This is a genomic window from Longispora fulva, from assembly GCF_015751905.1.
Taxonomy (GTDB): Bacteria; Actinomycetota; Actinomycetes; order Mycobacteriales; family Micromonosporaceae; genus Longispora; species Longispora fulva.
The window spans coordinates 4,483,407-4,508,196 of the sequence record NZ_JADOUF010000001.1; the positions used below are offsets into that span (position 1 = coordinate 4,483,407).

A 24,790-nucleotide genomic window follows, 5' to 3' on the forward strand; every position below is an offset into this window, starting at 1 on the left:
CACGATTCTGCCCCGTCGGTCCCGGGGTCGTCCCCGCGACCGGGCCGGCGCCCCCGAGCTACCCTCGCGCCATGGAGTTCCGGGTACTCGGCGGCGTGCTGGCCGTGGTCGACGGCGAACCGGTCGCGCTCGGCCGCCGGCGGGAACGGCGGATCCTCGGGGTGCTCCTGCTGCGGCTCAACACCCCGGTCTCCACCGAGGACCTGATCGACCTTCTCGGCGACGGGCTCACCCGGTCAGCGGTGCGGGTGCACGTGTCCCGGCTGCGGGGCGCCCTGGCCGGCACGAGCGCCGAGTTGCGCACCGAGCGCGGCCGGTACGTGCTGCACGCCGACCCCGACCAGGTCGACGTGCACCGGTTCCGGGCCCTGGTGGCCGCTGCCCGGACCGCCGAGGAGCCCCTGACGCCGCTGCGGGAGGCGTTCGCGCTGTGGCGCGGCCCCGCCCTGGGCGCCGACGCCACCGACCGGATCCGGGAGCGGGTGGCCGCCGGCCTCGACGACCTGTACCTCACGGCCACGGAGCTACGGCTGACCGCGGAACTCGCCGCCGGCCGGCACGGGGAGGTCCTGCCGGAGCTCGCGGAGCTGGTCGCGGCGTACCCGCTGCGGGAGACGTTCGCGGCCCTGCTGATCACGGCCGTGCACCGGGCCGGGGACCGGACCGGTGCCCTCGGGGTGTACGAGGCGGCCAGCGAGCGCCTCGCCGAGGCGACCGGCCTGGACCCCGGCCCGGCCCTGACCGCCGCCCATCTGCGGGTGCTCCGCGACGACCGGCCGCCCGGCGACCCGCTGCGCACCCCGGCCCAGCTGCCCCCGGACCTCGCGGACTTCACCGGTCGGGAGAGCGAACTCGACCGGCTCGACGCGCTGCTGCCCCGGGGCGGGGCCGTCGTGATCAGCACGGTGACGGGGACCGGCGGGATCGGGAAGACGACCCTCGCCGTGCACTGGGCGCACCGGATCCGCGACCGGTTCCCCGACGGCCAACTGCACCTCAACCTGCACGGGTACTCCACGAGCGCCCCGGTCCCGCCGATGGAGGCGCTGGCCCGGCTGCTGCGCGCCCTCGGGGTGCCGGCCGAGCGGATCCCGTCTCACCAGGAGGAGGCCGCCGGCATGTACCGCAGCCTGCTCGCCGACCGCCGGGTGCTGATCCTGCTCGACAACGCCCACCACCCCGACCAGGTCCGGCCGCTGCTGCCGTCGAGTCCGCACTGCATGGTCCTGGTGACCAGCCGCAACGCGCTCACGGGCCTGGTGGTCCGCGACGGGGCGGTGAACCTGGAGCTGCCGGTGCTGTCGGCCGCCGAGGCCGTGGAGTTCCTCCGGACCACCCTGGGCGCTGGCCGGGTCGCCGCCGAGCCGGCCGCGGCCGCCGAACTGATCGCGCTGTGCGGCCGGCTGCCGCTGGCCCTGCGGATCACGGCGGCGCACCTCCTGGACCGGCCCGGCATCGCCGCGCACGTGGCCCGGATGCGCGCCGGGGACCTGCTCGGCGAGCTGGAGGTGGACGACGACCCGCAGGCCTCGGTGCGCGCGGCCTTCGACCTGTCGTACGCGGCGCTGGAGCCGGAGGCCGCCCGGCTGTTCCGGTTCCTCGGCCTGGTGCCCGGCCCGGACCTGACCGTCGGGGCCGCGCACGCCCTGGCCGGTCGCGACCCGGGCCGGCTGCTGCGCCAGCTCACGGCGGCGCACCTCGTGGAGGAGTCCGGCCCGGGGCGGTACGCGCTGCACGACCTGCTGCGCCGGTACGCCGAGGAGCGGGTCGCCGACGATCCCGAGCGCGGGGCCGCGGCCCGGCGGCTGTACGACTGGTACCTGCGCACCGCCGACGCCGCCGCGCGACGGCTCTACCCCAGCTCCACCCGGCTGCCGAACGGTCCGGTCCACGCCCCGGTTCCGGAGGTCCCCGAGGCGCTGTCCTGGTTGGAGTCCGAGCGGGCCAACCTGGTGGCCGCGGTCCGGCACACGGCGGCGCACGGCCCCCGGGAGTACGCGTGGCTGATCACCGACGCGCTGCGCGGCTACTTCTACCACCGCCGACACGTCGTGGAGTGGCTGGCGGCCTCCCAGGCGGCGCTCGACGCCGCCGTCGCCGGGGGAGAGCGGCTGGCCCAGGCCGCGATGCACCTCAGCATCGCCGGCGCGCACTCCGTCGAGGACCCGCGCCGGGCCCTGGAGCACTACCGCACGGCCCTCGACGCGGCCGTCGCCGCCGGCTGGACGCAGGGCACGGCCACGATCACGAACAACCTCGGCGACCTGCTCTACGACCTGGGCGACCTCCGCGGGGCGGACCGGCACCTGCGGGAGGCCGTCCGGCTCGCCGACAACGTGCTGCTGGCCGACCCGACCGACGGGGAGCGGGGCAGCGCGGCGATCGTGTTCACCAACCTGGCCGACACGGTCCGGTGCCTCGGCCGGCCGGACGAGGCGGCGGCGCTGCTCAACCGGGCGCTGTTCGAGGTCGACGTGTCCGGCACGGTCTACGGCGCCGGTCACACCCACACCGTGTTCGGGCGACTGCTGTGCGACCGGGGCGAGTACGCCGCGGCCCTCGACTGGGCTGCCGGCGCCCTGCCGTCGATCGTGGCGCAGTCCGGGTCGGCGTTCGAGGTCAACGCGCTCGTCGTGATCGGGGACGCGCACCGGGGGCTGGGCGATCCGGGGCGGGCCGGGGAGGCGTACCGGTCGGCGCTGACGGTCGCCGTGGACGTCGGTCACCCCTACGGCCAGGCCGAGGCGCTCCTGGGGCTCGCGGCGTGCGAGGACTCCCTGGGGCACGCGGCGTCCGAGGAGTCCCTGGCACACGCCGAGCGGGCCCTGGATGTGGCCCGCCGGCACGGCTACGCGGTCCTGGAGGGCCGGGCGCTGACGGCCTGCGCCCGCGCGCACCGGGCGGCCGGGGAGCCGGGCCCGGCCGCGGCACGGGCGACCGAGGCCGTCGCGGTGCACGAACGGAGCGGGTACCACGAAGGACTGGTCGCGTCCCGGCAGCTCCTGGACGTGATCCGCCCGGTGGCGGCGATTGCGGCTACGATGCCGGGATGCTAGCCAGCCTGCTCGCGGACCGCGCCTGGGACGACATCCCGGCGGTCAAACTCGTCGGCCTCGCCCTGGGCGCGGTGATCATGTTCCTCGCGATCAAGAGCATCTTCGGCAAGAAGTAGCTCAGCAGGTGGAGTGCAGCAGCGCGCCGACCGGGGTGCTCCCGGCGAGTTCGTTGTAGACCCGGACCGCCTCGCGGGTCTCCAGTACGTGCACGACCACGCCCCGCTCCTCCAGCCAGGCCACGGTCTCCGCCGGCACTCCCAGCCGCAGGTCCATCCCCCGGGACAGCACCACGACCGTGGCACCGTGCCGCACCAGCTCCTCGACCTCGGCCGGCTGGACGCCCGGGGAGTGCCGGGTGCCGGTCTCCGCCCAGTCCCACGCCCGGCCACCGCCCGGGTGGAGCTTGGCGTCCTTGAGGGTGCCCAGGCCCTCGACCTCGATCACACCCCAGGAGATCGTGAGAACGTGCGGGGACTGCGCTGCGGCCATGCCCGCGAGTCTGACAGATCATCATCGGGTACGGAGGTCCCTGATCCGGCACGCGTCGGCGACCTCCGCCGGACATCAACGCCACGCACCTATGTTCGCCACCCGGGACGCGGGTGCAGGTGGAACGAGTCGGAGAACGTGGCGCAGCGGACCACGGCCACCCGCGCCCGCTGAGCGGCGGTCAGCCCGACCACCTGCCACGTGCCGAACCGGGTCCGCTCACGCGCGCCCTCGTAGCAGGACGGCTCAACGCACCGGGGTGTGCGCATGGCGTCACCCCTCGTGCCTGGTACGTGGGGTGATATGCCACCCCCGGCACGGTTCACACCGGACGGCGGTGAGCCTGCCGTACCGGCCGCCGGCGAGTCGAAGGGCGTCCAGTGCCTCGGTGTCCGAGAGCACCGCGAGCAACTGTCCGTGGAAGCGACACCGGGTCGGCGGCCGGTGGTCGGTGTGGGCGACGCTCAGGTAGACGGTCATGGCGTGAGCCCGAGAGTGTCGAGGTGGTGCCACGCGGCTCGACGGATCGGACACGGGGCAGGCACGACCTGACCGGTGTCCGCGAAGCACCTGCCGCATGCTCCGATCACGTTCTCCATATGCTCGACCAGGAGGCGCTCCGCTTCATCCCGGCTCGCGACCACTGGCGGCTCCACCCTGCCTCTGGTGGCCATCACTCGCCCCCGCACAGTCGACGCAGGGCACTGCGCGCCTCGACGAAGGTCGGACAGTGCTCATCGTCGAGGGGTTCGCACACCGGGCAGACACCATTCGCTGGAAGGTGCTGTTGGATCGTCCGAGTGAGCCTCACGCTCGCTCGCTCCCACGCGGCTAGTTCCGCGTCGCTGATTCTGCTCATAACACCACCCTGCTGTCACAGGGCGTGCGCTTTCGATCCCTTCAGGGTAATCTCACCAGCGATCTCACGGTGAGAAGAAGAGGTGCTTATGCCACCGTTCGATCCGATCCGCATTCCCGAGTCGGCCTGGCGACGCGAGGAGACACGCCGACTGCTTCGTGCGCGCGATGTTGGCGGCCTACTCAGGTTCGCCCAACAGTTCGGGGGCGTGAGCCAGCACCAACTGTCCAACGCCACAGGGCTCCTTCAGGGGCGAATCAGCGAGATCATCGGCGGTACCCGTAAAGTCACCGCACTTGAGGTGTATGAACGGATCGCCGACGGCCTGAACATGCCCAACGAGGCCAGGCTGTTGCTCGGTCTGGCGCCTCGCGGGAACGGGACAATTCTCGCCGCCATTGAGGTTCCCCAGGTGTTCGACAACCAGGCCGCAGCGGCCGAGGAGATACAACTCCGAACGCAGACCGCCGCTTCCATTGACGTGCTCGCCGTGCGCGGACTCGGGTTGCTCGCGTTCAACGGTTCGCTGTTGCGTTCCGCGTTCAACCGTGCGGCCACCATGCGGGTTCTGTTGCTCGACCCGGAATGCCCCGCCGCCACCCGGCGCGCGGAGGAGGTGGGTGAGTCCGGCGAAGCATTCACGAGCGGCATCCGGCACTCACTCGCCCGCCTGCGCGAATTCGCCCACCAGCCCGGTCTCAGCGTGCAGGTGCACCTGTACGACACCCTTCCCATCTGGCGCATGATTCGACTGGACGACACGCTGTACCTGTCGAGCTTCGATACGCGATGGGAGGGGCACGAGTCCGTGCTGTATCGAGTCAGCGCAACACCCAGGGGCGCGCTGCACGCCGCGTTTTCTCGTATGTTCGAGGAGATGACACGTCGCTGTGCCCGCGTCCTATGACTGTGTGGAGGAGCCCTCTCATGCCCATCGAGGTCGAACGCAAGGCGGTCGTGCGCGACGAGCAGCACGTCGTCGACCAACTCCGCGCGCTGGCGGTCGGCGTGTCCAGCACCTACCGGGACGTCTACTACGACTGGGACGACCGTGCGCTGGAACGCGATGGCCGTCGGGAGCTGCGGTTGCGGGTCGTGGAGGTGTCCGACGGGAGCAGGACGGCAGTGCTGACGTACAAGGGGGCGATGCTCGACGGTGCCAGTACCCCGGAGTTCGAGACCGAGGTGTCGGATCCGGAGATGATGGACACCATCCTCACCGGTCTGGGGCTGGGGCACACGATCGCCTACCAGAAACGCTGCCAGAACTTCCGGTTCACGGTGGCCGGCCGCGCCGTCGTCGCCACCGTCGTCCGGGTACCCGAACTGGAGCCGACCTTCGTCGAGGTCGAATCGATCGTGGAGACCGCCGAGGAGATCCCAGCGGCCTCGACTGTCGTGGACCAGGTGCTAGCTGACCTCGGCGTCAGCCCCGTGGACGTCACTGAGGAGTTCTACATCGACATGGTGACCGCTAGGCGGGCCGGCCTCGGAGCGTAGCCCCCGCCAGGCCCCGATGGTTACGTGTCGTCACCCCGACACAACTGGGCGTGTCGGATGGTCGACTTTCTAGGCTGGGTGATGCGCATTTTCGACCCGCATCTGCACGCCTCGGCCCGCACCACCGACGACTACGAGGACCTGCACGCCGCCGGGGTGCGCGCCGTGCTGGAGCCCGCGTCGTGGGCCGGGCAGCCCCGCACGTCGGCCGGCTCCCAGGTGGACTACTTCGAGGCGCTGCTGGGCTGGGAGCCGTTCCGGGCCGCGCAGTACGGGATCGCGCACCACTGCGCGCTGGGCCTCAACCCGCGCGAGGCCAACGAGCCCGGCTGCGCCGAGGTCCTCGACGAGCTGCCCCGGTTCCTCGGCCGCGACCGGGTGCTGGCCGTGGGCGAGGTCGGCTACGACGCCATGACCCCGGCCGAGGACGTCGCGTTCGCCCGGCAGGTGGAACTCGCCGCAGCGCACCGTCTGCCGGTGCTCGTGCACACCCCGCACCGGGACAAGGCGCTCGGCGTGCGGCGCAGCATCGACGTGGTGCGCGAGTCGGGCATCGACCCGGAGTGGGTGGTGCTCGACCAGCTGGACGAGGAGACCGCCCCGCTGGCCGCCGACGCCGGCTGCTGGCTCGGCTTCACGGTGTACCCCGAGGCGAAGCTGAGCCCCGCCCGACTCGTGGGGCTGGTCGCCGAGTACGGGCCGGAGCGGGTCCTGGTCGGCTCGGCGGCCGACTGGGGCCGGACGGACCCGCTGCTGACCCGGGTCGCCGCCGGGGCGCTGCTGGCCGCCGGGCACTCCCCCGCCGAGGTCGAGGGGGTGCTGTGGGACAACCCGGTGCGGTGCTACGGGCGGTCGGGGCGGCTGCGGCTGGAGGTGGCCGAGGTGCCGGACCGGCACGCGGGCAACTCGATCCGGCGGGGATAGCTCCGCACGGGTGCGCGTCCGACCCGACCACGAGCGTCACCGTCATGCTCGTCGTCGCCAGCTCCACGGGTGCGGGTCCGACGGTCCGGGGCGGGCGTCGTCGTCCCCCTCGCGGCGACGACGCCCACCCGCGCCTCACGCGAAGGGCACCCACGCCTGGGGGGCCATGGTCGACAGGTCGCTGGCCTTCAGGCCCGCCTCGGAGACCGTCCACAAGGTCTCGCCGATCACCAGCGACCGGCGGATCTGCCCGGAGTCGAGGGTGACCCGGCCCAGTTCCGTCACCGAGGAGCCGGCGACCTTCAGTGCCAGGGCCACCCCGCCGGGGCCGGACCTCGCGTACACCGGGATCACGAGCAGGCCGGTCTTCGGCCAGTACAGGAACGCGTGCGGGTCGAACTCCGCCTCGGAGTAGGCCCCGGCGAGCACGTACTGGGCCAGCCGCCAGGGCTTCGCCGGATCCTTCACGTCGAACAGCGACACCTGGGTGCCCTGCACCCGGCCCTGCTCGCTGGCCTCCTGGCCGACCCCGATCAGGCGGCCGTCGCCGGCCGGGTGCAGGTACGCCGAGTACCCGCTGATCGTGAGTTCGCCCGTGACCTTCGGCTCCTCCGGCCGGCGCAGGTCGAGCACGTACAGCGGGTCGACCTGGCGGAACGTCACCACGTACCCGGTGGGCCCGACGAACCGGACGGCGTAGATCCGCTCGCCCCTGCCCAGGCCGTCGACCTTCCCGACCTCGGCGAGGTCGGCGCCCTTGCGGCGGAGCACGTACACCCCGCTGTGCGAGGCGCCCCGCTCGGTGCCGCCCCAGATCCGCTGGTCGGAGGTGGTGGCCACCCGCAGCCGCCCGTCGAACTCCGACAGCGAGTACTGGTTGAGCAGCCAACCGGGGACCTCGCCGGAGGCCACGTACACCGGCCGGCCCGGCTTGGACGTGTCGAACTGGAAGATCTGGGTCCGGTCGCGCGGCGGGGTCCGCCCGACACCGTCCCGCCCGGCCCAGAACCACACCCGCCACCGGTCGTCGTTGGCGATGTACAGGCTGGAACCGGTGCCGTAGACGGTGTCCCCATCGGCGACGACGGTCGTCGGGTCGCCGGAGCCGAGGGTCCGGGCCGCGAGGTCGAGGCTGTAGACCGTGAGCATGCTGGCCCCGGAGTACACCTCGGGCCTGCTGACCTGGGCGCAGTCGACCCGCCCGGTGCTGGTCGCGCCGTCGACGTCGAGCCGGTACCGGGGCAGCCACTCGTCGGGGCCCGACCGGTCGATGAGCGTGCGGTTGGCCTCGACCCGCTGGTCCGGGGTCAGGTTCCGCTGGTCGTAGGAGAAGACGACCCGGGGCGCGGAACGGACCACGACCCGGACCGTGCTGCCGACCTGCCGGGCGTCCAGATAGGAGCCGTCGACGGAGAGGGTGCCGGCGACCCTGGGCGCGCCGGACAGGTCCACCAGCGTGATCGTGGAGCCGAGGGACTGCTGGTCGGGCACCGCCGCCTTCGCCAACGGTTGGGACCAACCGCCGTGAGAAAGCACAAGGACGCGGTCACCTGACAGCAGCAGCTCGTCGGCGCCGTAGTCCTCGAGCTTGAGTTCGCCGGTGACCTTCCGGCTCGCGACGTCGACCACGCGCAGGCTGCCGCCGGCGACGGTGACGATCCGCTTGCCGTCCGTCTTGACCAGGTCCGGCTCATCGACGTCTTTTTCGTTGGTGTTCGTCCCGGAATAGTCCTCGCCCTGCTTCGGGGCCGCCGGCACTCCCGCCGCACCGGGCGCGGCCTCGGCGGCCCGCGCGTCGCCACCCTTGGCGAACATCGGGCCGTAGCCACCGAACCCGTACGGGCCGACGGCGCTCTTCGCCGCCGCGCGCAGGCTGTCCATCGCGGCCTGGCAGGAGTCGTACGCGACGAGGCGCAGGCTGCCTGTCGTCACCCCGGGGTCCTGGAACACGGGCGCCTTCTCGTCCGGCGTGCACCCGACCAGGGAGAGTCCCGTGGCGAGTACCAGGCCGATGCCGCCCCAACGCTTGCGTCTCATGCCGGTTGGACGCCGCCGCCCCCTGGGGCGTTCCCTGCGCGCGCGGCTTCCCAGGTACCGGTGGAAGAATGGCCGCTCCGACACGTCTGGAGGCACCATGCGCCGGCTAGCGCTCCTGATCGCCGCCTTCGCCGCGCTCGTCGTCCTGCCGGCGAGCCCGGCCAGCGCGCACACCGTCGGCGGGGTCGGTGCGACGAACTTCCACACCACGTTGTCCGCGTTGTCCCCGGCCGCGCCGGGCGTGCGGCTCGCCGTGATCGAGAACGGCAGCCGGCTCGAACTGCGCAACACCGGACCCACCGAGGTCACGGTCCGGGGATACGCCGACGAGCCCTACCTGCGGGTCGGCCCCGACGGGGTGTACGAGAACCGCCAGTCCCCCGCCGCCTACCTCAACCAGAGCCGCTACGCCCAGGTCACGGTGCCGCCCGGGGTGTCGCCGAAGAACCAGCCCGACTGGCACAAGGTCGCCGACGAGCCGGTGTACCGCTGGCACGACCACCGGATCCACTGGATGCTCAACACCCTGCCGCCGGCCGTGGCCGCCGCCCCGACCGAGGCGCACCGGATCACGGCGTGGAGCATCACCCTCGTCCAGGACGGCCGGCCGCTGACCGCCACCGGCACCCTGGAGTGGCGGCCCGGCCCGCAGCCGTGGGGCTGGTTCGCCGCCGTCGGGCTGGGGATCCTCGCGGTCGGGGCGATCGGGGCGCTCCGCCGGCCGTACCGGGCGCTGATCGCCGCGACCGTGGCGATGATCGCGGCGGACGTGGTGCACGCCGCCGGGATCGCGCTCGTGACGCCCGGGTCGGTGCTGGACCGGATCGGGGCGTTCGTCGGCGGGGACCTGTTGCAGATCACGTGCTGGTTCGTGCTGGTGCTGGCGTTGCTGGCGCTGCGCAAGGGGTACGTGGTCGGGGCGTGGCTCGCCGCCGGCGGCGCGGCGATGATCGCGCTGACCAGCGGGATGTCGGACGCGCCGGTGTTCTGGCGGTCGTCGGCTCCGTTCGCGTGGTCGGCGGCGCTGAACCGGGGCACGCTGGCGGTGACGGTGGCTCTGGGGTTCGGGTTGCTCGTGGCGCTGCCGTTCGTGGTGCGGAGTCAGAAGGCGGTTGCGGGGGTCGGCTCGGACGGGGGCGGGGAGGCCGGGGAGGCCGCCGTGCCTGGGGATGTGGGGCCTGGGGTGGGCGGCGCGCCAGCGCCGCCCACCCCAGGCGACCCGGCCGAGCCGGTGACCCCGGACGACCCGGCCGGGTCGGGCACTCCGGATGGCCCCGGTGCGGAGGACCCCGCGCCCGTGGCCAGCTCCGACGTGCCCCGTCGCCGTTTCGTCGAGATCGCCGGTGCCGCCGGCCTCGGCGGTGTCGCCGGCGCGGCCCTCGGCTACGCGAGCGCTCCGGACAGACCGACCGAACCCGTGGCACCCCCCACTCGTACCGGTCAGGAGAAGGTCGCCTTCCACGGTCCGCACCAGGCCGGCATCCTCAGCCCGGCACGGCGTCAGGCCCAGGGGTGGATCGGCGCGTTCGACCTGGTCGACGGCGCGGGCACCCCGGCGGCGCGCGAACTCCTGCGCCGCTGGACCGACGCGGCCCGCGCCCTCACCTCCGGCCGGCGCGCCGTCGTGGACAACCTGATCAGCGCGGGACTCGGCCCGGCGTCCCTGACCGTCACGGTCGGCTTCGGGCCGACGTTCTTCGACAAACTGGGCCTGACCCGGCCGGAGGCGCTCGCCCCGCTGCCGGCGTTCGCTGGCGAGCGCCTCGACCCGGCGCGTGGCGACGGCGACCTGGGCGTGGTGATCGCCGCCGAGGATCCCCTCGTGGTGCAGGAGGCGGTCCGGACGCTGACCCGGCTCGCGGCCGGGGTCGCCCGGCCCCGGTGGGGCATGTCCGGCTTCGGGGCCGCGAAGGGGTCGGCGGCCGACGACGGCGCGACCCAGCGCAACCTGATGGGCTTCCTGGACGGCACGGGCAACCCGAAACCGGCGGAGCAGGTCTTCGTGACCGACGGCCCCGCCTGGCTGAGAGGCGGCTCGTACCTGGTGTTCCGCCGGATCCGGATGCTCCTCGACGACTGGGACGCGACCACCGTCGACCGGCAGGCCCAGGTGATCGGCCGGCGCAAGGACAGCGGCGCGCCGACCACCGGCGGCACCGAGACCACGCCGGCGGACTTCGGCGCGCAGGAGCCGGGCGGCGGTCTGGTGATCCGCCCCGACGCGCACGTGCGGCTCGCGACGCCGGCGTTCAACAACGGGGCGGCGATGGTCCGCCGGGGTTTCAGCTACGCCGACGGCCCCGGGGACAGTGGACTGTTGTTCCTGGCCTGGCAGGCCGACCCGCGCCGGGGGTTCATCCCGGTGCAGCGCCGGCTGGTCGACGCTGATGCGCTCAACGCCTTCATCCGGCACGAGACCAGCGCGCTGTTCGCGATGCCCGCCGGCGTCGACGCCACCGGCTACCTGGGACAGGGGCTCCTCGATGCGTAAACTCCTCGCCCTGCTGCTCGCGCTGCCCCTGCTGGGCGGCTGCGCCGTCTGGGGACCGGAGGGCGGCCCGAACGGCGCCGGCATCCCGAGGCCCAGCGCCGTGGCCACGACCGAGACGGCCACGGACGCGATCCTCGGCGCGGACGGCGTGCAGCGGGTGACCATCACGGTGACCGACAAGCTGCGGTTCGAGCCGTCGGAGGTACGGGCGAAGGTCGGCACGATCGAGTTCACGATCCGCAACACGGGCGGCTCGCCGCACACGTTCGGGGTGGGCGCCGACAAGCTGGACAACATCAACGGCGGGGAGACCCGGACGCTGCGGGTCACTGTGGACCGGCCGGGCAGTTACCCGTACCCGTGCGCGTACCACGGCAGCGTGGGGATGCGCGGCACGCTCGACGTGCGCTGACGACCGTTCGGCGCACCGCCCCGCCGCCCGCCGACCGTTCGGCGCAGCCGGTCGCCGTCCGCCGATCGATGCTGGCCGATCGGCGCATCCGCCTGTTCGGGCGGCTCCGCACACACGTTCCACAGTGGCACTCTATTGACCCAGAGTAGTTGCACCACCACTCTCGGAGGTGGGTCATGAGCACCAGCCTGCAACGTCTCCTCAGTGAGGCGCTCGGCACCTTCACCCTCGTCTTCTTCGGCGCGACCGCGGCGGCGTCCGCCGCGTCCGGCGCGTACGGCCAGGCCGTCGCCTACACCCTGGCCCTCACCCTGGCCGTCTGGCTCGTCGGCGGCGTGTCCGGCGCGCACCTCAACCCGGCGATCACCCTCGTGATGGCCGCCCGCAACCGGTTCGCGTGGCGCGACGTCCCCGGTTACGTCGTCGCCCAGCTCGTCGGAGGGATCGCCGGCAGCCTGCTGATCTGGGCCGCCGTCGGCACCAAGGGCGCCGGCCTCGGGGCCACCTCGCTCAGCGCCGGCACGAACGTGTGGGAGGGCCTGCTCGCCGAGGCTCTCGCCGGCTTCCTGCTCGGCGCGGCGTACTACGCCTTCCACGTCCAGGGCCGCCTCTCCGGCGGACTGGGCGCCCTGGGCGTCGGCCTCGCGTACGGCACCGGCATCCTCGCCCTCGGCGGCTTCACCGGGGCGTCGGCCAACCTGGCCCGCAGCGTCGCCCCGCAGGTCACCCTCGCCCTCTCGGGCGGCAAGAGCGACTGGTCGGACATGTGGGTCTACCTCGTCGGCCCCGTGGTCGGCATCCTGGTCGGCGTCCTCGTCGTCGACACCGTCCTGAAGGCCACGGCCGAGGCCAAGGCCTCCGACTGACACCACCCCCGCGATCGGGCCGCCCTCGGACGGCCCGATCCCCGCGTCCGGGCAGAACACGGAAATCCGCACAATACATCGAGGCTCTTGAAACGATGCCTACCGGCGAGTAGCTTCTGGGCATGCTGCGACGCCTCCTCTCCACCGCCGCCGCGCTCGGCATTCTCGCCGAGGCGGTGGCTTTCTGCGGCCTCCTGTTCGCCCTGCGCAGCTCCACCCGGGAGTACTCGATCAGCATGGGCGGCCGGCCCACCTCCGAGACCGTGTTCGTCCTGGGCGCCGCGCTGTGCCTACTCGGGGCGTTCCTGCTGGCCATCGCGGCGTTCCTGCTGGTCAGCACATTCCGGCCGGCGCTGGCCCGCCCCGGCCGGGTGCTGCTGATCGCCTCGATGCCGCTGCACTGGCTGCTGATGGTCGTCGGCGGGCTGCTGATCAGCTGGTGGTGGTTCGGTGCGTTGTTCGTCGTATTTGTCCTCAGCCTCGGCGTCCTGGTCACCCAGCCACCGCGCGTTCCAAGATCACGTCGACCGGTCGGGGTGGCTGAGGAGCGGGTAGCCTAAGACAACATGGCGCGTAGACGACTGATGGTGGGCGTGGCCGCGACGGCCGCGATGGCCCTTGCCCTGACCGGTTGCGGCTCGGGCAAGTCCGACAAGAATCCGCAGGGCTCCGGTTCGTCCGGCCCGAACAAGGCCTCGGCGGCGCAGGTGACGCCCGCCGACAAGGACGTCAACGTGCCGGTCTCGGCGGAGATCGAGGTGAAGAGCGGCGGAAAGGCCGCAGACGTCAAGGTCAGCGGGCCGAAGGGCGAGGTCAAGGGCGCACCACGCGCCGACGGCAGCTCCTGGGTGCCGGCCGAGCCGCTCGGCTACGACACGCAGTACACGGTAAAGGTCGGGGAGTCGGCGAGCACGTTCACGACGATGTCCAGCCCGCCGAACCGGGTCAACGTGCATGTGTACGTGACGGACAACACCGTCTACGGCCAGGCCATGCCGATCGTGATGGAGTTCAAGGACTACGAGGTGCCCAAGGAGCAGCGCGCGGCTGTCGAGAAGCGGCTGTTCGTGACGAGCACCCCGGCGCAGGTCGGCGCGTGGCACTGGTTCAGTGGCAGCCACGTGGAGTACCGGCCGAAGGACTACTGGCAGCCCGACACCAAGGTCGACGTCCGCTACGCGCTGGGCGGCCTCCCGCTCGGCGGCGACAAGTACGGCCAGTACGACGTGACGAGCGAGTTCACCATCGACCACGACAAGCGCGAGCTGGTGGTGGACAACAACACCAAGCTGATGGTCGCCACCCTCAACGGCGTCGAGGTCAAGAGCATGCCGGTCAGTCTGGGCAAGCCGAGCAAGCCTTCGTTCCACGGCACGATGGTCGTCATGGAGAAGCTGGCGAAGACGGTCTTCGACTCCGGCACGTACGGCGTCCCGGCCACCTCCCCCGACGGCTACAAGGCCGACATCGAGTGGGCCCAGCGGATGACGTGGGACGGCCAGTTCATCCACTCCGCGCCGTGGTCGGTGGCCGACCAGGGCCACAACAACGTGTCGCACGGCTGCGTGAACGTCTCCGCCGACAACGCGAAGTGGACGTTCGACTTCACCAAGGTCGGCGACCCGATCGTGGTCAAGAACACCGAGCAGGCACTGCAGCCGGGCAACGGCTGGACCGCCTGGGACCTCTCGTGGACCGACTACCTCAAGGGCTCGGCCCTGCCGCCACCGGCGAACTGACCCGGGCCGACCGCGGCCCGGCCGCCGGCGCACCGACCCGGTGCCGGTCCGCGCGTTGATCCGGGCCGTCGCGCGAGAACGCCCCTCCGAGGATCACCTCGGAGGGGCGTCGCGCTGTCCGGAACCTCGGGCGGGACGGCCCGGACAGCTGGAATCTTCGAACATCGCCGCGACCCCGGCGGCGCGGGTCAGTGGATATCGCGGTTCAGTAGATGTCGCCGTAGAGCAGCGCGTTGACGGCCGCTGCCGCGACCACCGCACCCCCCTTGGCGCTCACGTTGGAGATCGCCGGCAGACCACTGCGGCGCAGCGCAGCCTTGGCCTCGGCCGCCCCGACGAAACCGGCGGGCAGGCCGATCACCAGGGCCGGGCGGAGCACCCCGCCCTCGGCGAGCCGGAGCAGCTCCCACAGCGCGGTGGGCGAGCTGCCCGCGACCCAGACCGCGCCGTCGGCGACCCGGGAGGCCGCGAGTTGGAAGCCGGCGGCCGGCAGGGTGATGCCGGTCCGGACGGAGATGTCGTAGGCGGCCTCGCTCTCCATCAGGCACAGCGACGGGTACGCCGCGATGCCGGCGGACACGGTTTCGGCGTCGACCACGAGGGGCGCGCCTCCGTCCAGGGCGGCGGCTCCGGCCGCCAGGGCACTCTCGTCGAGGATCAGGTCGGCACACCAGCTCTCGTCGGCGCTGGTGTGCACCATCCGCTCGACGACGTCACGACTGTGGGGTGGGAGGCCATGGGTGTCACAGGTGGCCCGCAGGATCCGGTAGGACTCGACTTCGATCGGGTGCGGAGTTCTCACCGGTCCACTGTAGTCATCCGATCCGACCACATGATAGGAACTGTGACCTTATCGTCACTTGGCGTATTGAGGGAACTAGGACAAAACCCCTACAGCCAGGGTGATTCGCCCGGATGAACTCTTGGGAACCACGAGGGTGGCCCCGGTCAGCAACACTGCGGCCTCAGCGACGCTCGGCGTCCCGACGGCCGCGTGCACCACCGCTGACGGGTGGGGCGGAGAGACCGCGGCCAGGTCGGCGGCCGGGTAGCCCACGATCGGCCAGCCGGCAGCGTCCGCCACGGCGAGAATGCCCGGCTCGGTGACCTTCGCGGCCACCGTCACCAGGCGTTCCACACTGTCCATACCCGCACCGATGGCGGCCAAAACCTCCGCGACAGCCGCCGTCAGCTCCTCGGCGGTCACCCCGGCCCGGGCCCCGACCCCGACGACCAGCCGCCCGCCGCCACCCCACGCGCTACCCACGCGCCACCACGGCCCCGCGCGCCGCCACCACCCCGCGCGCTACCCGCACGCCGCCACCATCCTGGCCGCGATCTCCGGCCGGGCCGCCCAGTGCAGATGCAGATAGGAGGCGTGCACTCCGCCGGACACGAACCCCTCCCGGCCGTGCGCGCTCACCCAGGCCGGCGACGGACCGGCCCCGGGCGTGACCGCGGTGCGGTGGAACTCGTGCCCCGACTGGCGGGTGCCGGCCGGCGCGAGCCAGCTGTCGGACGCGGCGACCGCGTCGCGGTACCCCAATGTCAGGGTCTCGGTCATCTTCGCCTCGGCGTCGAGGACCCCGCACATCGGCGCGCCGTCGAGGGACCGTGCCAGCCAGAGCAGTCCGGCGCACTCGGCTGCGACCGGGGCCCCGGTGCCGGCCAGGGCTGCGACCTCGGCGCGCAGGGAGGTGTTGGCGGACAGTTCGCCCGCGTACACCTCGGGGAAGCCGCCGCCGACGACCAGGCCCCGGGTGCCCGCGGGCAGCGCGGAGTCCCGCAGCGGGTCGAAGGTGACCACGTCGGCCCCGGCGGCGGTGAGCAGTTCGGTGGTCTCGGCGTAGCCGAACGAGAACGCCGGCCCGCCGGCCACGGCGATCACCGGCCGGGACGCGCGCTCCAGTACCGGAGCGGACCAGGGCGTCGTGACCAGCGGCGGAGCCGTACGCGCGACGGAAAGCACCGGTTCGACCAGGTCGGCCATCAGCACCGCGAGGGCCGCCACGGACTCCCTGGCCGCCGCCGAGCGCTCCACGGCCGGCACCAGCCCCAGGTGCCGGGACGGCGCGGAGATCACGGCATGCCGGCGCAGGACGCCGAGCACCGGGGTGCCGACCTCCTCGCACGCGTCGCGGAGCAGCTGCTCGTGCCGGTCGGAGCCGACCCGGTTCAGGATGACGCCGCTGATCCGGGGCGCGCCGGGGAACGACCGGAAGCCGTGCAGCACCGCCGCCACCGACCGGCCCTGCGAGGACGTGTCCACGACCATCACCACCGGCGCGTCGAGCAGGTGCGCGACGTGCGCCGTGGAGCTGAAGTCGCCCCGGCCGACGGCCCCGTCGTACAGGCCCATCACGCCCTCGACGATCGCGACCTCGGAGCCGGCGGCCCCGTGCGCGAACAGGGGCGCGATCAGCTCCTCGCCGACGAGCACCGGGTCCAGGTTGCGCCCGGGCCGGCCGCACGCCAGGGAGTGGTAGCCGGGGTCGATGTAGTCGGGGCCGGCCTTGAAGCCGGCGGCCCGGTGCCCGGCGGCCGTCAGCGCGGCGAGCAGGCCGGTGGCCACGGTGGTCTTGCCGTGCCCGGAGGCGGGGGCCGCGATCACGACCCGGGGCACGGCGAGGGACACCGCGCCGCCCGGTGCGGCGGGGCCCCGGTCGGCTACCACTCGATGCCCTTCTGCCCCTTGCGGCCGGCGTCCATCGGGTGCTTGACCTTGCCCATGTCCGTGACCAGGTCGGCGGCCTCGATGAGCTCGTCCTTCGCGTACCGGCCGGTGATCACCACGTGCGCGCCGTCGCGGGCCCCGAGGGTCTCGACGACCTCCTCGACCGGGACCCAGCCCCAGTGCATCACGTAGGTGAACTCGTCGAGCACGTAGAAATCGTAGGTCCCGGCGGCCAGGTCCCGCTTGATCTGCGCCCAGCCCTCGACGGCCTCGACCGCGTGGTCGCGTTCGGTGCCCGGCCGGGCCAGCCACGACCAGCCCTCGCCCATCTTGAACCAGTCGACGGTGCCGCCCTTGCCGGAGTCGCCGAGGGCGCGCATCGCGGCCTCCTCGCCGACCTTCCACTTCGGGCTCTTCACGAACTGGAACACCCCGATCCGCAGGCCGGCGCTCCAGGCGCGCAGCGCCATGCCGAACGCCGCCGTCGACTTGCCCTTGCCGAGGCCGGTGTGCACGGCCAGGACGGGTTGGGCGCGGCGTTGGCGGGTGGTGAGGCCGTCATCGGGTACCTGCTCGGGCTTGCCCTGCGGCATGTTCACTCCTCACGATCACAATCAGACGACGGTTACGGCGACACCTGTTCCGGTTTCCCACGGTCGTTCCCCGCCGGAGACCACCGGGGTCAGCGGGGCGTCGGTGTCCGGTGCTCGACCCTGCCAGGCCGCCCTGGCCTCCGGTAGGCCCCGCGGTCGGGCCGGTTCAGGCCGCGCGGCCGGCGACGGTGCGCAGGCTCTGCACGGACACGTCGGCCAGGGGCACGTGTTCCCCGCCCAGCTGGGCCGCCAACTGCCCGGCGAGCCCGAGCCGGACATGCCCCGACTCGCAGTCCACCACGACGCTGGCCACCCCGGCGGCGGCCAGCCGGGCGGCCGTCGCCGCCGGGGTCGGTCCGGAGGTCGTCCGGCCGTCGGTGACGATGACGAGCAGCGGCCGGCGGGACGGGTCCTTCAGCCGTTCGATGCGCAGGGTGTCCTCCGCGCGGCGCAGGCCGGCGTCGAGGGGGGTCCGGCCACCGGTACCCAGATCGCGCAGTCGGGCCGCGGCCACCTCCACGCTGGACGTGGGCGGCAGCACCAGCTGCGCCTCGCTCCCCCGGAACGTGATCATGCCGACCTTGTCCCGGCGCTGGTAGGCGTCCATCAGCAGGGACAGCACGGCGTCGGTGACCGCGCCCAGCCGGCGGCGCGCGGCCATCGAGCCGGACGCGTCGACCACGAACAGCACCAGGTTGGCCTCGCGGCCCTTGCGGACCGGGGCCCGCAGGTCCTGGCGTTGCAGGGTCGCCGAGCCGCGCTGGGCCGCCGCACGGACCGTGGCCACCAGGTGCACCCCGGTCAACGACGGGTCGGGCTGCCGGGCGCCGACGACCCGGCCGCTGCGGGTGAACGCCGGCGACCTGCGACCGGCAGCGCCCTGTCCGGTGCCGGGGACGGTGAGCAGCCGGGCGCGGAAGGGCTTGCCCTTGCCGTGCCTGTCCTCGCCGGACCGGCCGGTGCCGTCGCCGTCGGCCTCGGACCGCGGTGCCCTCGGGGGCGCCGCGGGGTCGCCGGGCGGGGTGCGGTCGGGGTCCGGGGCGTGCGGTCGGGGTGGGGTCGCGGACCGGTCCTGGTCGGACTCTGGCGCGCCGCCGCCGTCGGGGCCGCCGTCCTGCGGTCCGTCGCCCGGCCCGTCGTCGGGACCACGGCCGTCGGGGTCGTCGTCCGGCCGGTTGTCGGGGTCGTCGTCCGGGCCGTTCCCGTCCGGGTCGTCCTCCGGCCGTTCGGGAGCCGGCGGGTCCTGGAGCGCGTCCTGCAACGTGTCCTCGTCCAGGCCCGGCGCGTCGAACGGGTCGCGCCGCCGCCGGTGCGGCAACGCCAGCCGGGCGGCCACCTCCACGTCGGCGGCGGTGACCTCGACCCTGCCCTCCCAGGCGGCCAGGGCGATGGCGGTCCGGGCGACCACCAGGTCGGCGCGCAGCCCGTCGACGTCGAACGCCGCGCAGACCTGGGCGATCCTGAGCAGTTCGGCGTCGGGCAGCTCGACCTTGGCGAGGTGGGTGCGGGCGGTGGCGATCCGCTCGGCGAGGGCGGAGTCCGCGCCGGCCCAGGACAGGGCGAACGCCTCGGGGGCCGCCTCGTACGCCAGCCGGCGGCGGACCACCTCGACCCGTTCGGTGGCGACCCGGGGCGCGCGGACCTCCACGGTCAGGCCGAACCGGTCGAGGAGCTGGGGCCGCAGCTCGCCCTCCTCCGGGTTCATGGTGCCGACCAGCAGGAACCGGGCGGCGTGCCGCAGGGAGACCCCGTCGCGTTCGACGTGCGCCTCGCCCATCGCCGCCGCGTCGAGCAGCGCGTCGACGAGGTGGTCGGGCAGCAGGTTGACCTCGTCGACGTACAGCGCGCCCCGGTGGGCGGCGGCCAGCAGGCCGGGGGTGTAGGAGACGGTGCCGGCGCCGAGGGCCTTCTCCAGGTCGATCGAGCCGAGCAGGCGGTCCTCGGTCGCGCCGACGGGCAGCTCCACGAGCCGGGCGTCCTTGCGGACGGTCACCGCGTCGTGCGGCCCGTCGGGGCAGTTCGGATACTCGGCGCCGGGCGCGCACGAGAACCGGCACCCGTCGAGCACGTCGAGGGTCGGCAGCAGCCGGGCCAGCGCCCGGACCATGGTCGACTTGGCCGTGCCCTTCTCGCCCCGGACCAGCACCCCGCCGATCGCCGGCGACACGGCGTTGAGGAGCAGGGCGAGCCGCAGGTCGGGCATACCGACGACGGCAGAGAACGGGAACGGCACCACGGGTGAGTCCTCTCCGCGGGTGTCCACGCCCGCGAATAGCTGCGACATAGCGGGCAGCGGAAGTTCCTGACTCCCGGGCGACGCCCGGTCACAGTGGCGGGACCGCCCCGGACTCCCACCGGGTTCCTCCACTGCTGCCCCGCCCCATGCTGGCCTACCAGGCCACCCGGCGTCAAAGTCGCCAAGGTCACCGCCGGCCCGGCACCAGGCGATCCTCACGCACCCGGCCACCGAGGCGCGTGGGGCCGCGGTCGCCATCGCCGCCACTAACTCAGGGCTTACACAGCATTTACCCTGTGCAATATTGTTCATCACCATCTGCGAAGACGGACAAGTCATCCTTCCGGCTCCGCGATCTTCGCCGGCATACTGGCGACATGCAGCCCGCCGAACGGTTAGAGCAGGTCGTCGCCGCGGCGAGGGACCAGTTGGCGGCCGGGGCCGATCTCGACGAGGTGATCTCGTACCTGCGCAGGGCCGGGCTCGGCGAGCCCGACTCCGTGACGGCCGTGCGGGTGCTCACCGGCTCGGATCTCGGCACCGCGCGCCTGGTCGTCCACCACAGTCCGGTGTGGGCCGACCAGTTGCGCGGCCGCGGCTAGGCCCCGACCCGCGCGTTGCCGGATTCCCCTCTCACCCAGATGTCCTTCAGGTACCTTTGGAGAGTTATCTGGTACTTGGAGGGATTATGCGATCTCTGGTGGTCCTGACCGGCGCGGCGATCGGCACGTTCCTCGTCGCCCCTGTCCTGCCCGCGTCCGCCGGGCCGGCCCTACGGCAACCCTCCGTGAGTGCCGTGGCGAGCACACCGGACATCCCGCTGAAGATCCGCTCGACGGCCTCGGCGACCGGCACCCGGATCGGGGCGGTCGACAACGGCGGGCCGCTCGCGCTGGACTGCCAGGTCACCGGACAGCCGGTCGAGGGCACGGTCCGCACCACGAACAGGTGGGACCGGCTCGTCTCCGGCGGGTACGTGTCGGACGCGTACGTCGCCCGGCCGGCCGAGCCGCCCGCGTGCGGCGCGGCCCCGGCTCCGGCGGCGGCACCCGTCCCGCCCGCGGCGTTCATCGCCGGAGGCGTGGGGCACGCCCGCCGCGCCCAGGCCACGTACGGGGTGCCGGCGTCGGTCAGCCTCGGCCAGGCGATCCTCGAGTCCGGCTGGGGCTCCAGCGAGCTGGCCAGGGTCGAGCACAACCTGTTCGGGATCAAGTGCTTCGGCTGGGCCGGGCCGATCGCGACCGGGTGCGCGCGGTACAAGACGTCGGAGTGCGAGGGCGCCCGGTGCTACCCGACGGCGGCCACCTTCCGGTCCTACCGCAGCGAGTCGGACTCCTACGACGACCACGGCCGGTTCCTCCGGGTCAACGAGCGCTACGCCGGCTCGTTCGGCGCGACCGGCGACCCGGACGAGTTCGCCCGCCGGATCGCGAAGGCCGGATACGCGACGGATCCCCGGTACGCGGACAAGGTAATCACTCTGATGAAGCGGTACAACCTATACCAGTACGACCTGTAACCGACAGTCGCGGGCCTCCCGAACACCGTCCGTACTGGACTAATCTCCTGGCATGGAGTTGCGGGTACTAGGCACGGTCGAGGCCGTCGTACACGGGCAGCCCATCGACATCGGCCAGCGGATGGAGCGTCGGCTCCTCGGTCTGCTGGCCATCTATCTCGGCCGCACCGTGGACACCGACCGGCTGATCGGCCTGCTGTGGGACACAGAGCCCCCGGCCCGGCCGCGCAGCGCCGTGCAGGTGCACGTGTCCCGGATCCGCAAACGGCTGGCCGCGGCAGGGGCCGAGCGGCACGGCTTCGCCCTCTCCCGCTCCGGCGACGGCTACCTGCTCACCGGCGAACCCGACCGGGTGGACCTGCACCGGTTCCGGCTCCTCGTCGAGCGGGCCGCGAAGACCACGGACCTGGCCGAGCGGGTCGGCCTGCACCGGGCGGCGCACGCGCTCGACCGCGGCGGGCTGTTCGGGGAGATCCTCAACGACCGGATCTGGGAGCGGATCTGGCCGGGAATCGACGCGGCGTTCCAGGACGCCGCGGACCTGCGGCTCGCCGCGGAGCTGGAGTACGGCCGGCACCACGAGGTGCTCACCGAGTTGGCGGAGCTGGTCGTGCGGTACCCGTTGCGCGAACGCCTCGCCGAGCTGCAGATCCTCGCCCTCTACCGGGCTGGCCGCCGCGCCGAGGCTCTCGACGCCCACCAGCGAATCAGCCGCCGGCTCCAGGCCGAGCTGGGCCTGGCCCCCGGCGAGGACCTCAACCGGCTGCACCTGGCCGTGCTGCGCGACGACCCGGTGCTCCTGTTGGAGCCGGCCGAGCCCGCGCCCGCGCCGGCCCCGGCCGCCGAGGCGCGCGACGTGCCGCGGCTGCTGCCGGCCAGCATCGCCGACTTCACCGGCCGGGCCGACCAGCTCGCGGCCCTCGACGCCCTGCTGACCTCCGACGGCGACGCCCCGGCCGGGGCCGCGCCGGGCGGCGCATCGCCGGCCGGAGCCGGGTCAGGCGGGGCCGGGCCGGTCGGGGTGATCGCCGGGATCGGCGGGGTCGGCAAGACCGCCCTGGGCCTGCGGTGGGCGCACCAGGTCCGCGACCGGTTCCCCGACGGCCAGCTCTACGTCAACCTGCACGGCTACTCCACCTCCGCGCCGCTGCGGCCGATCGAGGCCCTGGCCCGGTTCCTCCGCGCGCTCGGCGTGCCGCCCGGCCAGATCCCGGTCGACCTGGTCGAGGCCGTCGACCTGTACCGGAGCCGGATCGCCGGCCGCCAGCTCCTGGTGTTCCTCGACAACGCCAACAGCGCCGAGCAGGTGCGCCCCCTGCTCCCCGTCGGCGCGGCCGGCCTGGCGCTGATCACCAGCCGGGACCGGCTGTCCGGGCTCTCCGCCCACGAGGGGGCCCGCCGGCTGCACCTGGACGTGCTGTCCGGCCCGGACTCGGTCGCGCTGCTCGCCTGGATCGTCGGCCCGGGCCGGGTGGCGGCCGAGTCGGAGGCGGCGGCCGAGCTGGCCGGGCTGTGCGACCACCTGCCGCTGGCCCTGCGGATCAGCGCGGCGTACCTGGCGGACCGGCCGGGGCTGGCGATCGCCGACCACGCCGCGGAGCTGCGGGCCGGCAACCGGCTGGCCGCGCTGGAGGTCGACGGGGACGAGCAGTCCTCGGTGCGGGCGGCGTTCGACCTGTCGTACCAGTCGCTGGCGCCCCGGGCCGCCCGGCTGTTCCGGCTGCTCGGGCTCGCCCCCGGCCCCGACCTGACCGCCACCGCCGCCGCCCAGCTCGCCGGGACCGACCTCGCCGAGGCGTCCGAGGGGCTCGAACGGCTCACCGCCGCGCACCTGGTCGAGGTGCCGACCCCGGGCCGGTGGACGATGCACGACCTGGTCCGGGCGTACGCGCGGGAGCGGTCCGAGGCCGACGAGGAGCCGGCGGACCGCGCGGCGGCGGAACAGCGACTGCACCTCTGGTACGGCGACGCCGCGCACACCGCCGCGCACGTCCTGCACCCCCAGATGCTCCGACTGCCCCGCCCGTCGGGCCCGGTCACCGGGGCGGCGGCGTTCGACACCCACGCGCAGGCCCTGGCCTGGCTCGACGCCGAGCGGGTCAATCTGGTGGCGGCGATCGCCAGTCCGCCGGCCGGCCTGCCCTCGGTGGCGTGGCTGCTCGCCGACAGCCTGCGCGGCTACTTCTGGCTGCGCAAACTCACCGTGGACTGGTTCGCGGCCGCGGAGGCGAGCCTGGCGGCGGCGACGGCGGCCGGCGAGCCCCGGGCCCGCACCGCCGCGCACCTGAGCCTGAGTCTGGCCAACGCGACGTTGTCCCGGCACGACCGGGCCCTGGAGCACGGCCGGACGGCGCTGGTCCTCAGCCGCGCGCACGGCTTCACCGACTACGAGGTGGTGCTGCTGGCCAACCGGGGCCGGATCCTCAGCGAGATGGGCCGGATCGAGGAGGGCGCGCGGACCCTGGAGTCGGCGCTGCGGTTCGACCTGACCCCGCAGGTCCGGGCGTCCATTCTGGCTAATCTGGGCCTGGCGCTGCTGGAGCAGGGCCAGCTGCACCGGGCGGCGGCCGAGCTCAGTACGGCGCTGTCGTTGCTGCCGGCCGACGAGTTGGACAACGTGCGGGCATCACTGCTGTCGAACCTGGCCCGGTCGTACCACCAACTGGGCCGGCCGGCCCTGGCCGTGGCGACGTTCGGCCGCGCCCTGGCCCTGGCCCGGGGGATCGCCAGTGTGGACACCGTGGTCTCCGCGCTCAGCGGCCGGGCCCAGGCGCACGCGGAGCTGGGCCACCTCGACCCGGCGCTCGCCGACCTGCTGGAGGGCACGGCCCTGGTCAGGGAGCACCGGATCGTGCCGCTGGAGGCCGATGTGGAGACCAACCTGGCGGACGTGCGCTGGCGGTTGGGCCAGTTCGACGAGGCCGTGGCCGGGCACACCCGGGCGGTGGCGGTGGCGGTGGGCAACGCCCAGCCCGGTCAGCGCACGGTGGCACTGATCCGGCGGGCGGCGGCGTCCGGCGCGCTCGGCCGGACCGGCGAGGCCCTGGAGGACGCCACCGCGGCCCTGGCGCTGGCCCGCGAGCTGCGGTACGCGGTGCTGGAGGCCCAGGCGCTCACCGAGCGGGCCCGGATCCACCTGGTGCGCGGCGAGTCCGATCTGGCGGTCGTGGACGGTCACGAGGCTCTGCGGATCCACCGGACGACGGGGCACCTGCTCGGTGAGGCCCGGACCCTGGAGGTGCTCGCGGAGGCCACCGGCGACGGAGGGCAGTGGCGGTCGGCGCGCGACATTCTCGCGGAGATCGGCGTGCCGGTGACCGAAGGGGACTCCCCCCTTCAGGTACCCTGAACCAGACATTTGGTTGGATCTTCCAACCGTGCGGGCCACGTCCTCC

At 73.4% G+C, this 24,790-nt stretch carries 21 protein-coding genes and 1 riboswitch; of the genes, 13 read left to right on the forward strand and 8 right to left on the reverse strand.

Annotated elements, in window-relative coordinates; all coding sequences use genetic code 11:
• The first annotated feature begins 71 nt into the window (after window positions 1-71).
• The gene (locus IW245_RS19865) at window positions 72-3,056 is read left to right on the forward strand and encodes an AfsR/SARP family transcriptional regulator (RefSeq protein WP_197004674.1); all 2,985 of its coding nucleotides are present in this window, start codon (window positions 72-74) and stop codon (window positions 3,054-3,056) included.
• Window positions 3,050-3,172 carry a hypothetical protein gene (locus IW245_RS41715; RefSeq protein WP_267920065.1) on the forward strand — a complete coding sequence of 41 codons (123 nt, stop codon included), beginning with the start codon at window positions 3,050-3,052 and terminating at the stop codon, window positions 3,170-3,172. The genes IW245_RS19865 and IW245_RS41715 overlap by 7 nt, the downstream gene beginning before the upstream one ends.
• 1 nt (window position 3,173) lies before the next feature.
• Here IW245_RS41715 and IW245_RS19870 read toward each other — a convergent pair whose 3' ends face one another.
• The gene (locus IW245_RS19870; protein ID WP_197004675.1) at window positions 3,174-3,545 is read right to left on the reverse strand and encodes an Mth938-like domain-containing protein; all 372 of its coding nucleotides are present in this window, start codon (window positions 3,543-3,545) and stop codon (window positions 3,174-3,176) included.
• A gap of 89 nt (window positions 3,546-3,634) precedes the next feature.
• Complete coding sequence (locus tag IW245_RS19875) at window positions 3,635-3,814, reverse strand: hypothetical protein (protein WP_197004676.1); 180 nt, start codon at window positions 3,812-3,814, stop codon at window positions 3,635-3,637.
• Window positions 3,815-4,492: 678 nt separating this feature from the next.
• On the opposite strand from IW245_RS19875, the gene IW245_RS19880 reads away from it, so the two are divergent.
• The 3 genes from IW245_RS19880 (at window position 4,493) to IW245_RS19890 (ending at window position 6,828) form a co-directional block, all read left to right on the forward strand.
• A complete protein-coding gene (locus IW245_RS19880; protein ID WP_197004677.1) occupies window positions 4,493-5,311 on the forward strand; it encodes a hypothetical protein in 819 nt (272 codons plus the stop codon).
• Between the two features lie 20 nt (window positions 5,312-5,331).
• Window positions 5,332-5,904, forward strand: coding sequence for a class IV adenylate cyclase (locus IW245_RS19885; RefSeq protein WP_197004678.1), 573 nt, complete (start codon window positions 5,332-5,334; stop codon window positions 5,902-5,904).
• A gap of 81 nt (window positions 5,905-5,985) precedes the next feature.
• Entirely contained in the window at window positions 5,986-6,828 is an 843-nt protein-coding gene (locus IW245_RS19890) for a TatD family hydrolase (protein ID WP_197004679.1), read from the forward strand.
• A 135-nt stretch (window positions 6,829-6,963) separates the two neighbouring features.
• Here IW245_RS19890 and IW245_RS19895 read toward each other — a convergent pair whose 3' ends face one another.
• Complete coding sequence (locus IW245_RS19895; protein ID WP_197004680.1) at window positions 6,964-8,865, reverse strand: beta-propeller domain-containing protein; 1,902 nt, start codon at window positions 8,863-8,865, stop codon at window positions 6,964-6,966.
• Window positions 8,866-8,962: 97 nt separating this feature from the next.
• Here IW245_RS19895 and IW245_RS19900 point away from each other — a divergent pair, with 97 nt between their 5' ends.
• The 5 genes from IW245_RS19900 (at window position 8,963) to IW245_RS19920 (ending at window position 14,373) form a co-directional block, all read left to right on the forward strand.
• Complete coding sequence (locus IW245_RS19900; RefSeq protein WP_197004681.1) at window positions 8,963-11,356, forward strand: Dyp-type peroxidase; 2,394 nt, start codon at window positions 8,963-8,965, stop codon at window positions 11,354-11,356.
• On the forward strand, window positions 11,349-11,768 hold the full coding sequence (locus IW245_RS19905) for a cupredoxin domain-containing protein (RefSeq protein WP_197004682.1): 420 nt from the start codon (window positions 11,349-11,351) through the stop codon (window positions 11,766-11,768). Before IW245_RS19900 ends, IW245_RS19905 begins: the two co-directional genes overlap by 8 nt.
• A gap of 176 nt (window positions 11,769-11,944) precedes the next feature.
• The gene (locus tag IW245_RS19910) at window positions 11,945-12,634 is read left to right on the forward strand and encodes an MIP/aquaporin family protein (RefSeq protein WP_197004683.1); all 690 of its coding nucleotides are present in this window, start codon (window positions 11,945-11,947) and stop codon (window positions 12,632-12,634) included.
• A 122-nt stretch (window positions 12,635-12,756) separates the two neighbouring features.
• Window positions 12,757-13,194, forward strand: a complete 438-nt coding sequence (locus tag IW245_RS19915; RefSeq protein WP_197004684.1) for a hypothetical protein — start codon at window positions 12,757-12,759, stop codon at window positions 13,192-13,194.
• A 6-nt stretch (window positions 13,195-13,200) separates the two neighbouring features.
• Window positions 13,201-14,373, forward strand: coding sequence for a L,D-transpeptidase (locus IW245_RS19920; protein WP_197004685.1), 1,173 nt, complete (start codon window positions 13,201-13,203; stop codon window positions 14,371-14,373).
• 205 nt (window positions 14,374-14,578) lie between these two features.
• Here IW245_RS19920 and IW245_RS19925 read toward each other — a convergent pair whose 3' ends face one another.
• From IW245_RS19925 to IW245_RS19945, 5 genes are all read right to left on the reverse strand, one after another.
• Window positions 14,579-15,175, reverse strand: coding sequence for a precorrin-8X methylmutase (locus IW245_RS19925; RefSeq protein WP_197004686.1), 597 nt, complete (start codon window positions 15,173-15,175; stop codon window positions 14,579-14,581).
• A 75-nt stretch (window positions 15,176-15,250) separates the two neighbouring features.
• Window positions 15,251-15,640: a cobalamin biosynthesis protein gene (locus IW245_RS19930; protein WP_197004687.1), complete on the reverse strand. Its 390-nt coding sequence runs from the start codon at window positions 15,638-15,640 to the stop codon at window positions 15,251-15,253.
• A gap of 39 nt (window positions 15,641-15,679) precedes the next feature.
• Window positions 15,680-17,047, reverse strand: coding sequence for a cobyrinic acid a,c-diamide synthase CobB (locus IW245_RS19935; RefSeq protein WP_233473026.1), 1,368 nt, complete (start codon window positions 17,045-17,047; stop codon window positions 15,680-15,682).
• Window positions 17,041-17,640, reverse strand: a complete 600-nt coding sequence (cobO, locus tag IW245_RS19940; protein ID WP_197004688.1) for a cob(I)yrinic acid a,c-diamide adenosyltransferase — start codon at window positions 17,638-17,640, stop codon at window positions 17,041-17,043. The genes IW245_RS19935 and cobO overlap by 7 nt, the downstream gene beginning before the upstream one ends.
• A 166-nt stretch (window positions 17,641-17,806) precedes the next feature.
• Window positions 17,807-19,924, reverse strand: a complete 2,118-nt coding sequence (locus IW245_RS19945) for a magnesium chelatase subunit D family protein (protein WP_197004689.1) — start codon at window positions 19,922-19,924, stop codon at window positions 17,807-17,809.
• Between the two features lie 13 nt (window positions 19,925-19,937).
• A riboswitch (cobalamin riboswitch) is annotated at window positions 19,938-20,004 on the reverse strand.
• A gap of 249 nt (window positions 20,005-20,253) precedes the next feature.
• Here IW245_RS19945 and IW245_RS19950 point away from each other — a divergent pair.
• The 3 genes from IW245_RS19950 (at window position 20,254) to IW245_RS19960 (ending at window position 24,744) form a co-directional block, all read left to right on the forward strand.
• A complete protein-coding gene (locus IW245_RS19950; protein ID WP_197004690.1) occupies window positions 20,254-20,478 on the forward strand; it encodes a hypothetical protein in 225 nt (74 codons plus the stop codon).
• An 86-nt stretch (window positions 20,479-20,564) separates the two neighbouring features.
• A complete protein-coding gene (gene gsmA / locus IW245_RS19955) occupies window positions 20,565-21,395 on the forward strand; it encodes a sporangiospore maturation cell wall hydrolase GsmA (RefSeq protein ID WP_197004691.1) in 831 nt (276 codons plus the stop codon).
• Between the two features lie 52 nt (window positions 21,396-21,447).
• Window positions 21,448-24,744 (forward strand): AfsR/SARP family transcriptional regulator, encoded by a 3,297-nt coding sequence (locus IW245_RS19960; protein ID WP_197004692.1) that lies wholly within the window; start codon window positions 21,448-21,450, stop codon window positions 24,742-24,744.
• Window positions 24,745-24,790: the final 46 nt, after the last annotated feature.